Here is a 13,979-nt window from a genome sequence, read left to right on the forward strand (position 1 = left end):
CATGTCGACCACGCTCGTCCCCGCGGGCCCCGCCACGCGAGCGCGCACCCGGACCGCGCGGCGCTCGCGTGGCCGGGGACCCCAGAGGGCCCACCCGGCGCTCTGGCTGTTCCCCGTCCCGGCACTCGTCCTCTACATCACATTCTTCGTCGCCCCCACGGTCCAGGGAGTCGTCTACTCCGTCACCGACTGGGACGGCTTCAGCCCCACAGCGCGGTTCGTCGGTGTCGACAACTTCGTGAACATCGCGACGAACGACTCCCTCTTCCGCAACGCACTGGGCAACAACCTCAAGTTCATGCTCGTCGTCGTCGTCTTCCAGACGGCCTTCTCGCTCGCGCTCGCCGTGTTCCTCTCCAAGAACAGCCGCTCCTCCGTCGCGCTGCGGTCGATCTTCTTCTTCCCGACGATCCTGTCGAGCGTCTCCGTCGCCTTCGTCTGGAAGTTCGTCTACGACCCCAACTTCGGTCTCATCAACTCCGTCCTCGGGGCCGTCGGCCTCGACCGGTTCCAGAGCGCCTTCCTCGGCAACGACACCCAGGCCATCTACTGGGTCGCAGTGACCCAGGTGTGGTTCCACGTCGGGCAGATGATGATCATCTACATCGCGGGGCTGCAGCAGATCCCCGCCGAGCTCTACGAGTCGGCGCAGACCGACGGCGCGAGTCGGTGGCAGCAGTTCCGGCACGTCACGCTGCCGATGGTGGCCCCCGCCACCGCCGTCGTCATGGCGTACACGACCGTCCAGTCGTTCAAGGCCTTCGACCTGATCCTCGGGCTCGGGGGCAACCCGCCCAAGGGCTCGCTCGACATCTTGTCGACCCGCATCTACTCGGGCTTCGCCAACTCCCAGTTCGGCTACGCCGCGGCCGAGTCGCTGGTCTTCATGGCGTTGATCGCCGTCATCACCTGGATCCAGCGCCGGTCCGTCAAGGCAAGCAGCCCGGACGCGTGAGGAGAGAACCGTGAGCTACACCCTGACCCGTCGCGCCGTGCTCGGCGTCTACGCCGTCCTCGTCGTCGTCCCCCTCGTCGTGGTCGTCTTCGGCTCGTTCAAGACGAGCCAGGCCCTGTTCGCCTCACCCTTCACGCCGCCCACGGACTGGCAGGGCGGCAACTACCAGAGGGTCGTCGGAGAGTCGGGCCTCGGTACCGCGTTCCGCAACAGCGTCATCGTGACCGGCCTGTCGGTCCCGCTCACCCTGTTCGTGTCCAGCCTCGCCGCGTACGGGATCAGCCGGACCTCGGGGTGGAGGAGCGCCCTGCTCTTCGGGTTCATCGTCCTCGGGATGGCGGTGCCGGCGCAGGCGAACATGATCCCCCAGTACGTGCAGTTCGAGACGTTCGGCCTCACCAACTCCCTCGTCGGCCTCGTGCTCATCAACATCGTCGTCACGCTGCCGATCGCGGTGTTCATCCTCACCGGCTTCCTCAAGACCCTGCCCAGGGAGCTGTTCGAGGCCGCGTCGGTCGACGGGTCCGGTCCGTGGCGCACCTACCGCTCGGTCGTGGTGCCGGTGTCGGTGCCCTCGCTCGCCGCGACGGCGATCTTCCTCTTCGTCATCCACTGGAACGACCTGCTCTACCCGCTGCTGTTCATCAACGAGGCGGACAAGCGCACGATCCCTGTCGCCCTGCTCTCCTTCCAGGGCGAGTTCCTCACGGACTACCCGCTGCTCTTCACCGGTGTCGTCGTCGCGTCGGCCCCGATCGTCGTGACCTACGTCTTCCTGCAGCGCTACTTCGTCGCCGGCATCACGGCCGGTGCCGTGAAGGGGTGAGCATGGAACCCACCACAGCCGCGGCGACCGCCCTCCTGCTCCGTCGGGTCGGGGAGGCCACGCCCGACGACACGGGCACGACCGTCCGTCTGGCGGTCGACGGCCTGCCCGGGGTCCAGCTCGGGGTCATGCCGGGCTGGCTCACCGGTGAGCCGCTGGAGGCCCAGGGTGTCGAGACGCAGATGCCCAACCTGCCCGAGATCGACCTGCCTCCGACCGACGTCACCGCGTTCGAGGTCGTGGTCACCGCGCCGCAGCCCGACTGCCTCCGGCTCGTCCTCGCACCGGCGGGCGCGCCGACGCTCACCGACGACGGGACCGGCCTCGGGATCGTCCTCACCCCGGCCCCGGAGGTCCAGCAGCTGCGGGTCGAGGACGGTGGGACCCACGTGGTCATCGAGTCGCCCACCCTCCGCCTCGAGGTCGGGCGGGCCCCGTTCACCCTGCGGCTGGTCGACCGCGCGAGCGGGGCCACTGTCCTGCGCACGGCCGACCGCCTGCGCCAGGTCGCAGGGCTGCTCACGGCTCCCTCGGTCCTCGCCACCGAGGCGTCGACGACGCTCAACCTCGAGCTCGGACCCGACGAGGACGTGCTCGGCTTCGGGGAGCAGTTCGGACGCCTCGTGAAGAACGGCCAGCTCCTCACGCTGCGCAGCGAGGACGCGTGCGGCACCGGCACCGGGCTGGCCTACAAGCCGGTGCCGGTGTGGCACTCCTCGGCGGGTTACACGGGCTTCCTCAACACCGGAGCGGTCGTGACCGCGGACGTGGGGCATTCCCGCCCGTCAGTCCTCTCCCTCGGCGTCCACGACCGTGCGATCGACCTCTACGTCATGGCCGGACCCGACCCGGCGCGCCGCCTGACGGCCTACACCGCGCTCACCGGGCGAGCCGACGTCCCGGAGCCGTGGGCCCTGGGCTACTGGATGGGCCGCTGCCGCTACCACACGAGCGAGGAGGTCCTCGAGGTCGGACGCAGCGCCCGGGCGAACGGGGTTCCCATGGACGTCGTCCACCTCGACCCCGACTGGCTCGTCGTCGACCGCCTCAACACCGACTTCATCTGGAACGAGAAGCGATTCGGCCCGCGGAAGCAGTTCGTCGAGGACCTCACCGAGCTCTCGCTGCGCCTGTCGGTGTGGGAGCTCCCGTACCTCGACCCGGCGTCCCCGATCTTCGAGGAGGCCGAGCGGGAGGGCTACCTCGTCCGTCGCCTCGACGGGTCCCTCGCCGGCATCCAGAAGACCCCGACCCCGGACGGCCGGATGCGCGCGCTGGTCGACTTCACCAACCCCGCCGCGAAGCGGTGGTGGCAGGAGATGCACCGCGACTTCCTCGCCGACGGGGTCGCCGTCTTCAAGACCGACTTCGGCGAGGCGCTCCCGGACGACGTCGCCCTCTTCGACGGCACCCCCCCGCACCAGGCGCACAACCTCTACCCGCTGCGCTACAACGGGGCCGTCTCCGACGCCATCCGCGAGTTCACGGGGCGGGCCCCGCTGGTCTGGGGCCGCAGCGGCTGGGCGGGGTCGCACCGCTACCCCGGGCAGTGGGGAGGCGACGCGGAGTCGACGGTCGCCGGCATGCAGGCCACCGTCCGAGGTGGTCTCTCCTACGCCCTGAGCGCCCCCGGGTTCTGGAGCCACGACATCGGCGGGTTCTTCGGTCCGGAGCTGAGCCCGGCGCTGTACGTGCGATGGACCCAGATGGGCGCGCTGTCGCCGCTCATGCGGGCCCACGGGCTGCGTCCACGTGAGCCGTGGGCCTTCGGCGAGGAGGCCCTTCGGATCTGCCGCGACTGGGTGCGGCTGCGCTACTCGCTGCTGCCCTACCTCTGGCAGGTCGCCCGCGAGTCGGCCCGCAACGGCTGGCCCGTCATGCGTCCGCTCGGGTTCCACTACCCCCACGACCGTGTCGCCCGCAGCGTCGACGACAGCTTCATGCTCGGTCGCGACCTCCTCGTCGTGCCGGTGTTCGACGACGGCGACGCCCCGGTGGAGCGCACCTTCTGGGTCCCGGAGGGGGAGTGGTTCGACCTCCACGACGACAGCCGCTTCGTCGGCCCGGGCCACCACACCGTCACCGCCCCGCTCGAGCGGATGCCCGTGCTCGTCCGCGGTGGGGCCATCGTTCCCCGCGTCCCGGTCGACGAGTCCGTCCGGGCCGTCGATGACCTGGCCGGCACCCCGTGGACGCTGCATGCGTACGGCGACGTCACGGATGACGACCTCGCCGCCGCGGCGTCCTCGCTCGTGGGCTTCGGCGGCCTCCCGGCCGATCTCTCCGGACCCCCGGTGCGACATGTCAGGTGACCCCCGCTGGTCCGACCTCGGCGAGAAGCTCGCGGTGCTCGCTGATGTCGCGGCCCGTCTCGACCTCGACAGCCTCGTCGTCCGTGAGCCGGCTAACCTCACGTGGCTGCTCGGCGCGCGCGTCAACGTCCCGCAGACTCTCGAGACCGCGTGCCTCGACGTCGTCGTCCACGTCGCGCGGACGGACCGGGCGCCGTCCCTCGTCGTCGTGACCAACGCCATCGAGGCGCCCCGCCTGCGGCACCAGGAGCTGAGCGGGCTCGATGACGCGTGCGAGGTCGAGTGGCATGTCGTGCCCTGGTGGGAAGGACGGGAGAGCAGGCTTCCCACCGGCGACCGCGTCGGCAGCGACCGGGCCCTCCCGTCGGTCACGTCGGTCACCCACGAGCTGGCGCAGGCGCGCCGACGGCTCACCACCGACCAGCGGGCGCTGCTCGCCGAGGTCTGTCGTGACGGCGCTGCCGCGGCGACGGCGGCCGCGCTCGCCGTCAGCCCGTCGTCGACCGGGTACGCCGCCGCCGGGGTCCTCGCCCGAGAGCTCCTCGAGCGCGAGCTCGACCCCGTCGTCCTCCTCGTGGGCGGCGCACCGCACCTCGAGGCCCACCGGCACCCGCTCCCGGTCGCCGAGCCCTTGGGCGGCCGGGCCCTCCTCGTCGCGTGCGCCAGGCGCCGGGGCCTCATCGCCAGCATCAGCCGCGTCGTGTCCTTCACCCCGCCCGGCGCCGAGGAACGCGACGCCTACGAGCGGCTCCTGCGCGTCGAACAGTCCTTCCTCGACCACTCCGTCGTCGGGGCTCGCCTCGGCGACGTCGTGGCGTCCGGCTGTTCCGCCTACGAGACCCACGGGTTCGCTGCTGACGAGTGGCACCGCCACCACCAGGGCGGGCTCAGCGGCTTCGTGCCCCGGGAGTTCCCGGCGTCCCCCGGCAGCGACGACATCCTCGAGGAGGGAGCCGTCGTGGCCTGGAACCCCAGCGCCGCGGGCTGGAAGGTCGAGGACACCTGCCTCGTGCTCCCCGACGGCCCCCAACCCCTCGTCGACGACGGCACGTGGCCGACGCTGACCGTCGGCGGCCGCCGACGGCCCGACGTGCTCGTCCGCTGAGCCTCGACCACCCAACCCACCACCGAGGAGACCCATCGTGACCACCACCGCCCGCCACTTGGTCGCCGGCACCTGGGAGGAGAGCGACGCCGCGCTCGACGTCACCGACCCCGCGAGCGGCGCCGTCGTCGGCACCGTCGCCTGGGGTGACGCGGGCACGGCCCGGCGCGCCGCCGACGCCGCCGCCTCGGCCTTCGACGCGTGGGCCGAGCTGCCGGCCCGGCGCCGGGCCGACATCCTCCTCGAGGCCTCGCGACTCGTCGCCGAGCGCGCCGAGGACCTGGGGACGACGCTCGCCCGGGAAGCCGGGAAGCGCAGACCCGAGGCGGTCGGCGAACTGGCCTTCAGCGCCGAGTACCTCCGGTGGTTCGCCGAGCAGGCGCGCCGCCCCGGGGGGGAGGTCATCCCCCACGAGGCCGCCGACCGGCGTCACCTGACGATCACCCGCCCGGTCGGGGTCGTCGCGTCGCTGACGCCCTGGAACTTCCCCTGCTCGATCCAGGCCCGCAAGCTCGCGCCTGCCCTCGCGGCCGGCTGCACCGTCGTGGTCCGTGTGTCGGAGAAGGCGCCCCTGGCCGTTACCGAGCTCGTCCGGGCACTCGTCGACGCCGGCCTTCCCGACGGGGTCGTCAACGTCGTGCACGGACCGCCGCGCGAGGTGACCCAGGCGCTGCTGGACCACCACGCGGTGCGTGCGGTCACCTTCACCGGGTCCACGCCCGTGGGCCGCGAGATCATGGCGGGCGCGGCACGCCGTGTGGTCCGGCCGCTCCTCGAGCTGGGCGGTGACGCGCCGTTCGTCGTGTTCCCGGACGCTGACCTCGACGCGGCCGTCGAGGGAGCCCTCCTCGCCAAGTTCCGCAACAGCGGGCAGTCGTGCATCGCGGCGAACCGCTTCTACGTCCACGAGGACGTCCACGACGAGTTCCTCGCCCGGCTCGTGCCGCGGGTCGACGCGATGACGGTCGGCGACGGGCTCGCCGACCCTTGCCCGGATCTCGGCCCGGTCATCGACGACAGCCGCGTCGGGGCCGTCACGGCCCTGGTCGACGAGGCCCTCTCGATGGGGGCGACGCGACTCACCGCGGAGCGGTCAGTGCCCTCCGGCGGCAGCTTCCTCGCCCCGACCCTGCTCACCGACGTCCCCGACGGCGCCGGCCTCGCCACGACGGAGGTGTTCGGCCCGGCTGCTGCCGTGTTCCGGTTCCGGGACACCGACGAGGTGCTCGCGCGGGCCAACAGCACGGAGATGGGCCTCGCCGCCTACGTGTGGTCATCGGACGTGTCCCGGTGTTGGCGCCTCGGGGAGCGGCTCGAGGCCGGGATCGTCGGTGTCAACAACGCGCTGCCGTCGGTGGCCTTCGCGCCGATGGGTGGGGTCAAGCAGTCCGGTCTCGGACGCGAGGGGGCGGCGCTGGGCCTGGCCGAGTTCGAGGACGTCCGGTACCTCTCCCTGGGTCTCTGACCCGCGACGTGACGACGGAGGTGATGGTGGCGTGACGGCCGAGCTGGCGCTGCTCCCCCTGAGCGTGATGGCCGGGGCCCTGACGCAGCGGGTCACCGGCATCGGGTTCGCGCTCGTCTGCGCCCCGCTGCTCGTGCTCGTGGCCGGTCCGTTCGACGGGGTCCTGCTGGCGAACCTCCTCGGGCTCCTCGTCAGCGCCGTCGTGCTCGCCGCCCACTGGCGCGAGACGCAGTGGCGCAAGGGCCTGCTCCTCGCCGTGCCCGCGGTCCTCGCGATCCCCCCGGGTGCCTGGGTGGCCCGCACCGTCGAGGCCCCCCAGCTCATGGTCGTCATCGGGCTCACCGTCATCGTGGCGCTCGGGGCGGTCGTCCTCAGCGAGCGGGCCCGGGTCCTGCGTGGTCGGGGCGGGGCCGTCGTCGCCGGCGGCGCGAGCGGCTTCATGAACGTCACGGCGGGCGTCGGTGGCCCCGCCCTCGTGCTGTACGCGGTGAGCACGGGGTGGGAACACCGACGCTTCGTCGCGACCTTCCAGCTCTTCTCGATCCTCACGAACACGCTGTCCCTCGTCGCCAAGGGCGGCCTGCCGCAGATCTCCACAGCCGCCCTCCTCGTCTCGCTGCTGGGCCTGGGGCTGGGGCTCGCCGGGGGACAGCGGCTCGCGCGGCGGGTCGACCACGAGCTCGCGCGGCACCTGGCCATCGGCCTCGCCCTCGTCGGGGCCGCCTTCACCGTCGTCAAGGGAGTCCTCACGTGGTGAGCACCGGGTCCGAACAGCCGCGGGAACCGCAGCCGCCGTTCGTCGCGGCCGTGGACCAGGGCACGACGAGCACGCGGTGCCTCGTCGTCGACGCAACGGGCAGGGTCGTCGGGCGCGCGCAGCGTGAGCACGCCCAGCACCACCCGAGGCCGGGCTGGACGGAGCACGACCCCCTGGAGATCTGGGACCGCACGGTCGAGGTGACCGTCGGCGCCCTCGCCGACGCCGGCATCGGCCCGGCCGACGTGGTTGCCTGCGGCATCACCAACCAGCGCGAGACCGCCGTCGTCTGGGACCGCCACACGGGTGAGCCCATCCATCCGGCGGTCGTGTGGCACGACACCCGCACCTCCGAGGCCTGCGCCCGCCTCGGGGCGCGGGAGGCCGATCTGGTCCGCGAGGTGACGGGGCTTCCCGTCTCCACGTACTTCAGCGGCCCCAAGATCGCCTGGGTCCTCGACCACGTCGAGGGCGCCCGGGACCGCGCCCTCCGCGGTGAGCTCCTCGCAGGGACCGTGGACACCTGGCTCGTCTGGCGCCTCACGGGAGGACCGGACGGTGGCGTCCACGTCACCGACGTCACGAACGCCTCCCGGACACAGCTCATGGACCTGCGCCGGCTGTCCTGGAGCCCCGAGCTCGCGGCGCTCCTCGACGTGCCGCTCGACATCCTCCCCACCATCAAGAGCTCGTCGGAGGTGTACGGCGCAGGCGCGCCGGACGGTCCGCTCCCCGGGGTCCCCGTGGCCGCCGCACTCGGCGACCAGCACGCGGCCCTCGTCGGGCAGGCGTGCTTCGAGCCGGGCTCCGCGAAGAGCACCTACGGCACCGGAGGCTTCCTGCTGTGCAACACCGGCGGCGAACCGGTGACGAGCCGCCACGGGCTCCTGACGACGGTGGCCTACCAGCTCGGTGACCGCCCCGCGTGCTACGCGCTCGAGGGGTCGGTTGCCGTCGCCGGATCACTCATCCAATGGCTGCGCGACCGGCTCGAGCTGATCCGCGACGTCGCGGAGGTCGAACCGCTGGCCGCAGCCGTCCCGGACAGCGGGGGTGTCTACGTCGTCCCGGCCTTCTCGGGCCTGTTCGCCCCGCGGTGGCGCCCCGACGCTCGCGGCGTCATCGCCGGGCTCACGGCGTTCACGACGCGCGCGCACCTCGTGCGGGCCGCCCTCGAGGCCACGTGCTACCAGACCCGCGAGGTCGTCGACGCGATGACCGCCGACACCGGGCGCCCGCTCGAGGAGCTCAAGGTCGACGGCGGGATGGTGGCCAACTCCCTGCTGATGCAGCTCCAGGCCGACACCCTGAAGGTCCCGGTCGCCTCGATGGAGGTGACGGAGACGACCGCGCTCGGGGCAGCCTTCGCCGCGGGGCTGGCGGTCGACGTGTGGGACGGCCCCGAGGCGCTGGCCGGGCTGCGTCGACCCGGCCGGCGCTGGCTGCCCGATCCCTCCTCGCCGCTGCCCACCCGTGGCTGGCGCGGCTGGAACGACGCCGTCGACCGCTCCCTCGGATGGGTCCCGACCACCACCAGCGACCAGGAGGCATCGTGAACGCCCGTGACACCCTCGGCCCGGCCCACCGGACCACCGCGTGGCAGGAACTGCAGGACGGCTCCTTCGACGTCCTCGTCGTCGGCGGCGGCGTCACCGGGTCGGGGGTCGCCCTCGACGCGGCGACCCGCGGCCTGCGCACGGCGCTCGTCGAGATGAGCGACTACGCGAGCGGCACGTCGTCGCGCTCCAGCAAGCTCTTCCACGGGGGGCTGCGCTATCTCGAGCAGCTCAACGTGCGGCTCGTCCGCGAGGCGCTGCACGAGCGCGAGCTCATGCTGACCCGGCTCGCGCCCCACCTCGTCAAGCCGGTGCCCTTCCTGTACCCGCTCAAGGGTCGCGGGTGGGAACGGCCCTACGTCGGGGCCGGCCTGGCGCTGTACGACACGCTCGCGGGACGGAGCAGCCTCCCGCGTCACCGGCACCTCAGCCGCGGCGGGGCCCGCACGATCTGCCCCGCCCTCCGACCGGACGCCCTGGTCGGCGCCCTGCAGTACTACGACGCCCAGGCCGATGACGCCAGGCACACCCTGACGGTGGCGCGCACCGCGGCCCACTACGGCGCCGTGCTGCGCTCCTCGACTGAAGTGGTGGGGCTGCTGCGCGACGGCGGCCGCGTCATCGGGGCCGAGGTGCGTGACGTCGAGACGGGGGAATCGACGACCGTCCGGGCGTCGGTCGTGGTCAACTGCACCGGGGTGTGGACCGACGAGGTCCAGGAGCTCGCGGAGACGCGTGGACGCTTCCGGGTCAGGGCGTCCAAGGGGGTGCACCTCGTCGTCCCGCGGGACCGGATCAACTCCGAGACCGGGCTCATCCTGCGCACCGCCTCCTCCGTGCTCTTCGTCATCCCGTGGGGCAACCATTGGCTGGTCGGCACCACCGACACCGACTGGACCCTCGACAAGCTGCACCCAGCCGCAAGCCGGTCGGACATCGACTACCTTCTCTCACAGGTGAACTCGGTCCTCGTCACACCGCTGACCCATGACGACATCCTCGGTGTCTACGCCGGGCTGCGCCCGCTGCTCTCGGGGGAGTCCGAGGAGACGAGCCAGCTCTCGCGCGAGCACGCCGTGGCGCGACCCTCACCCGGGCTCATCAGCGTCGCCGGCGGCAAGTACACGACCTACCGCGTCATGGCGCGCGACGCCGTGGACGCCGCGGTTCACGACATCGACCGGCCCGTCGCCCCCTGCGTGACGGACCGGACGCCGATCCTCGGGGCCGAGGGGTACGCGGCGCTGAGCAACTCCCTCGCGTCACTCGCGGCGGAGTGGTCCCTGCCCACCTGGCGGGTGCGCCGGCTCCTCGACCGCTACGGCAGCCTCGTCGCAGAGGTGCTCGAGCCGACCCGGACCGACCCAGCCCTGCGTGAGGCGCTCGACGGCGCTGACGGCTACCTCGTGGCCGAGGTCCTCTACGCAGTGACCCACGAGGGCGCCCTCCACCTCGACGACGTCCTCACCCGCCGGACCCGCATCTCGATCGAGGTCGCCGACCGCGGGGTCCGGGCCGCCGACGCGGTGGCCGGCGTCGTCGCGCCGGTGCTCGGCTGGGACGAGGCCACGGTCGCGCGGGAGCTCGAGGCCTACCGGGACCGGGTGCGCGCCGAGCGTGAGTCGCAGACGCACGACGAGGACCTCGCGGCCGACAGCGCACGGCGCTCGGCCGCCGACCTGCGGTCCCGGGAGCGGGCACGGCACACGTCCTCGACCCGGTGACGACCCCTGGGCCCCGACGCTCGGAGGGTCACCCCCCGGGTCGTGCTGCAGAATCCTCGTCAGGTGGGGTGCGGTCGAGCCGCCCCGACGTGGCAGTGACCCGACGACATCGCCCCCGGACCCGTGAAGGAGGTCGTCATGCCGAGCGGTGACGAGTGGCCGACCCTGGAGGAGATCGCCCGGCAGGAGGAGCAGGTGGTCCTGCCGGCGCTCGACGAGGACGTCGCGTACGCGCTCGGGCAGCGCGCCGTGGCGGCGGCCCGCGACGAGCGGCTGCCGGTCGTCGTGGGGCTGTGGCGCGGTGACCACCAGCTCTTCCACGCCGCACTTCCGGGATCCACCGCCGACAACGACGCCTGGCTGCGCCGCAAGGGCAGGGTGGTGATGCGCTTCGAGCGCTCCTCCCTCGCCCTGGCACGACTGTGCAGGGACCAGGGCACGACGTTGACGGAGAAGTTCGCCCTGCCCGCGGAGCGGTTCTCCGCCGCCGGCGGGGCCGTCCCGCTGCGCGTGCGCTCGGCGGGGGTGGTCGGGTGGATGGGCGTCTCCGGGCTGCCGCAGGTCGAGGACCACCGGTTCGTGGTGCGGATGCTGCGCGAGCACCTCGGACTCGCGTCAGAGGGGTAGCCGGGGCCCGCCCACCGCCGCCCGGTCAGGCGGCTCACCGCCGTGCGGTGCTCCCGCGGGCCACGAGCTCACCCGAGAAGAGGGACTGCCGATCGGTCTCCGCGCCCCCGCCGATCAGGTCGATGAGCTGGTGCAGGGCGGTCGCACCCATCTCGGCCGCCGGGGTGCTGATGCTCGTGAGGGGCGGTTCGGAGGCCGCGGCCCAGGGCTCGGGAACGCCGATGGAGACGACCGACAGCTCGTCGGGGATGGCGAGGCCGGCATGGGGTGCCGACTGCAGGAGGCCGAGCGTGGCCTCGACGTTGAGCGAGACCAGGGCCGACGGCCGCCGGGCCGCCTTCAGGACCGCTGCGGCGACCCGGCTGCCGGCCTCCGGGAGCGCCTCGGCGTACCGGACGGATCCACGGACCCCGTGCCGCGAGCAGGCCTCGCGGAAACCCCGCTCCGCCCGGACGGGTGCGCCGAAACCCCTCTGTACCAAGCGTTTCGGTCCTGACAGGAACCACACATCGCGATGGCCCAGCTCGGCGAGGTGTGCGACGGCGAGCTCGGTCGACGCGTCGAAGTCGCGGTCCACGAAGGGGATGCCGTCGGCCTCGCCGGTCCGGCCGATGAGGGCGCAGGGGACGCCGGCCTCCGTCAGGTCGACGACACGGCGGTCATCGAGGAGGACCTCCATGAGGACGACCCCACCGACGAGTCCGCTGCGGTGCACGGCGACGACGTCGGTGACGTCGTCGCCCGTCGTCGGCCACAGCAGGACGTGACGGCCCGCCTCGCGAGCGGCGGCCGCGGCTCCGAGGACGTACTCCATGTCCGCGTTGGAGATCCCGCGCTCGGCGACGGGGAACAGCACGGCGATGACCGGGCTCGACCCTCCGGCCAGGGCCTGCGCCAGGGTGTGCGGCTGGTAGCCCAGCTCGGCCATCGCCTGCCGCACCCGCTCCTGCGTGGCCGCCGAGATGGTGCGCTTGCCGGACAACGTGTACGAGACGGTCGCCTCCGAGACCCCGGCGCGCCGGGCGACGTCCTTGCGTGTCGCCATCCGAGCCCCTTTCCGTCCACGCGTCGGACGCCATTAGAGCACCTTCCCGGCCGTTACCAATCCGTGACCTCAGCAAGTGTTGACGCGCGTCAACACTGCGAGGATCCTCGTCCGTGACCGACACCGACGTCCCCTCCGCAGCCTCCCGCGGAGCCCGGCCCGGTGCGACGGCCCGTCCGGGTCAGAGACGAAGGAGTCACGAATGTCCACCACCCAGCGCAGGAAGGCCCTGGTCGCGACCAGCGCCGTCGGCCTGGCCCTCGCCGCGACCCTCACGGGGTGCGCCAAGACCGACGAGAACTCCGGCAAGGCCGCAGCCGCCGGCACCACGACCCTCAAGGTGTGGGCGCAGGAGGGTCAGGAGGGCGAGGTCAAGGCCGCCAAGGACGAGGTGGCGGCGTTCAACGCCGCGAACCCCGACATCAAGGCCGAGCTGACCCTCATCCCGCAGGCCACGTACGGCCAGACCCTCACGTCCACCGCGGCGGACGCGCTGCCCGACGTGTTCGAGTTCGACGGCGAGACGGCGGCCGCGCTGGTCTTCGCCAACAAGCTCGCACCGCTCGACGGCGTCGTGTCCGACGCCGTCCTCTCCGGTGAGCTCCCCTCCATCCAGGCGCTCGGCAAGGTCGGCGACAAGACCTACTCGGTCTCCCAGTACGACTCGGGCCTGGGCCTGTACGGCAACAAGAAGATGCTCGCCGACGCGGGCGTCACCGACGTCCCGACGACGATCGAGGACGCCTGGACGGTCGACGAGTTCGAGGACGCCGTCAAGAAGCTGGCCGCCAAGAGCCCGGCCGGCAAGGGCCTGGACATCAAGGAGCAGTACAGCGGCACCTGGCCGGGGTACGCCTTCACGCCCGTCGTCAACAGCGCCGGGCAGCCGCTCGTGAAGAACGGCAAGGCCACCGGGGCGCTCAACGACCCGAAGGTCGCGGCCGCCCTGACCCGGTTCGCCTCGTGGCGGCAGTTCGTCGACCCCGACGCGGACGACAAGGCGTTCACCGACAAGCGCGTCGGGCTGGCGTGGGTCGGGCACTGGACCTACCCCGCCCACAAGGAGGCGCTGGGTGAGGACCTCGTCGTCATGCCGCTGCCCGACTTCGGCAACGGCACCAAGAGCGGCCAGGGCTCGCACAGCTGGGGCATCGGCGCCAAGTCCGCGAACAGCGAGGCGGCGGCGACGTTCCTCGAGTTCATCATGCAGGACCAGTGGGTCAGCCAGATCACCGAGGCCAACGGCGCGGTCCCCGGCACCACCACCGCCCTCGCCGCCAGCAAGCTCTACGGGCCCGGTGGCGACCTCGAGCTCTACGGCCAGCAGCTGTCGAAGACCTGCGGCTCCGCCGACCCGACCCCGGCCTGCGTCACGGTCCCGCGGACCATCAGCCCCGGCTGGCCGGTCATCAACCAGAAGTTCTCCGACGCCTTCTGGGCGATCTACGGCGGCGCGGACGCGCAGTCCGAGCTCGACAAGGCCGCCAAGGCCATCGACCAGGACGCCGCCGACAACAACAACTACCAGTGAGGTCCTGACCTCCGTGCCGGGGGTGGCGAGCCGAACGAGGGTCCCTCGCCACCCCCGGCCCCCCGACCGATCGGAG

Annotated in this window: 11 protein-coding genes; 10 read left to right on the forward strand and 1 reads right to left on the reverse strand. The window is 72.4% G+C overall.

Annotated elements, in window-relative coordinates:
• Position 1: 1 nt before the first annotated feature.
• The 9 genes from ACK8HX_RS08170 (at position 2) to ACK8HX_RS08210 (ending at position 11,327) form a co-directional block, all read left to right on the forward strand.
• On the forward strand, positions 2-955 hold the full coding sequence (locus ACK8HX_RS08170; protein WP_411940183.1) for a carbohydrate ABC transporter permease: 954 nt from the start codon (positions 2-4) through the stop codon (positions 953-955).
• A gap of 10 nt (positions 956-965) precedes the next feature.
• On the forward strand, positions 966-1,781 hold the full coding sequence (locus tag ACK8HX_RS08175; protein WP_411940184.1) for a carbohydrate ABC transporter permease: 816 nt from the start codon (positions 966-968) through the stop codon (positions 1,779-1,781).
• A gap of 2 nt (positions 1,782-1,783) precedes the next feature.
• On the forward strand, positions 1,784-4,093 hold the full coding sequence (locus tag ACK8HX_RS08180) for a glycoside hydrolase family 31 protein (RefSeq protein ID WP_411940185.1): 2,310 nt from the start codon (positions 1,784-1,786) through the stop codon (positions 4,091-4,093).
• A complete protein-coding gene (locus ACK8HX_RS08185; protein ID WP_411940186.1) occupies positions 4,083-5,198 on the forward strand; it encodes a M24 family metallopeptidase in 1,116 nt (371 codons plus the stop codon). The genes ACK8HX_RS08180 and ACK8HX_RS08185 overlap by 11 nt, the downstream gene beginning before the upstream one ends.
• 37 nt (positions 5,199-5,235) lie before the next feature.
• Complete coding sequence (locus ACK8HX_RS08190; RefSeq protein WP_411940187.1) at positions 5,236-6,663, forward strand: NAD-dependent succinate-semialdehyde dehydrogenase; 1,428 nt, start codon at positions 5,236-5,238, stop codon at positions 6,661-6,663.
• Between the two features lie 31 nt (positions 6,664-6,694).
• Positions 6,695-7,420, forward strand: a complete 726-nt coding sequence (locus ACK8HX_RS08195) for a TSUP family transporter (protein WP_411940188.1) — start codon at positions 6,695-6,697, stop codon at positions 7,418-7,420.
• On the forward strand, positions 7,417-8,976 hold the full coding sequence (glpK, locus tag ACK8HX_RS08200) for a glycerol kinase GlpK (protein WP_411940189.1): 1,560 nt from the start codon (positions 7,417-7,419) through the stop codon (positions 8,974-8,976). Before ACK8HX_RS08195 ends, glpK begins: the two co-directional genes overlap by 4 nt.
• Positions 8,973-10,700, forward strand: coding sequence for a glycerol-3-phosphate dehydrogenase/oxidase (locus tag ACK8HX_RS08205; RefSeq protein WP_411940190.1), 1,728 nt, complete (start codon positions 8,973-8,975; stop codon positions 10,698-10,700). The genes glpK and ACK8HX_RS08205 overlap by 4 nt, the downstream gene beginning before the upstream one ends.
• Positions 10,701-10,838: 138 nt before the next feature.
• Positions 10,839-11,327 carry a heme-degrading domain-containing protein gene (locus ACK8HX_RS08210; RefSeq protein WP_411940191.1) on the forward strand — a complete coding sequence of 163 codons (489 nt, stop codon included), beginning with the start codon at positions 10,839-10,841 and terminating at the stop codon, positions 11,325-11,327.
• 34 nt (positions 11,328-11,361) lie between these two features.
• Here the strand turns inward: ACK8HX_RS08210 and ACK8HX_RS08215 are convergent, their stop codons facing one another.
• The gene (locus tag ACK8HX_RS08215; RefSeq protein ID WP_411940192.1) at positions 11,362-12,372 is read right to left on the reverse strand and encodes a LacI family DNA-binding transcriptional regulator; all 1,011 of its coding nucleotides are present in this window, start codon (positions 12,370-12,372) and stop codon (positions 11,362-11,364) included.
• A 202-nt stretch (positions 12,373-12,574) separates the two neighbouring features.
• On the opposite strand from ACK8HX_RS08215, the gene ACK8HX_RS08220 reads away from it, so the two are divergent.
• The gene (locus tag ACK8HX_RS08220) at positions 12,575-13,903 is read left to right on the forward strand and encodes an ABC transporter substrate-binding protein (RefSeq protein WP_411940193.1); all 1,329 of its coding nucleotides are present in this window, start codon (positions 12,575-12,577) and stop codon (positions 13,901-13,903) included.
• Positions 13,904-13,979: the final 76 nt, after the last annotated feature.

This window comes from Oryzobacter faecalis (genome assembly GCF_046764005.1).
GTDB classification, from domain to species: domain Bacteria; phylum Actinomycetota; class Actinomycetes; order Actinomycetales; family Dermatophilaceae; genus Oryzobacter; species Oryzobacter faecalis.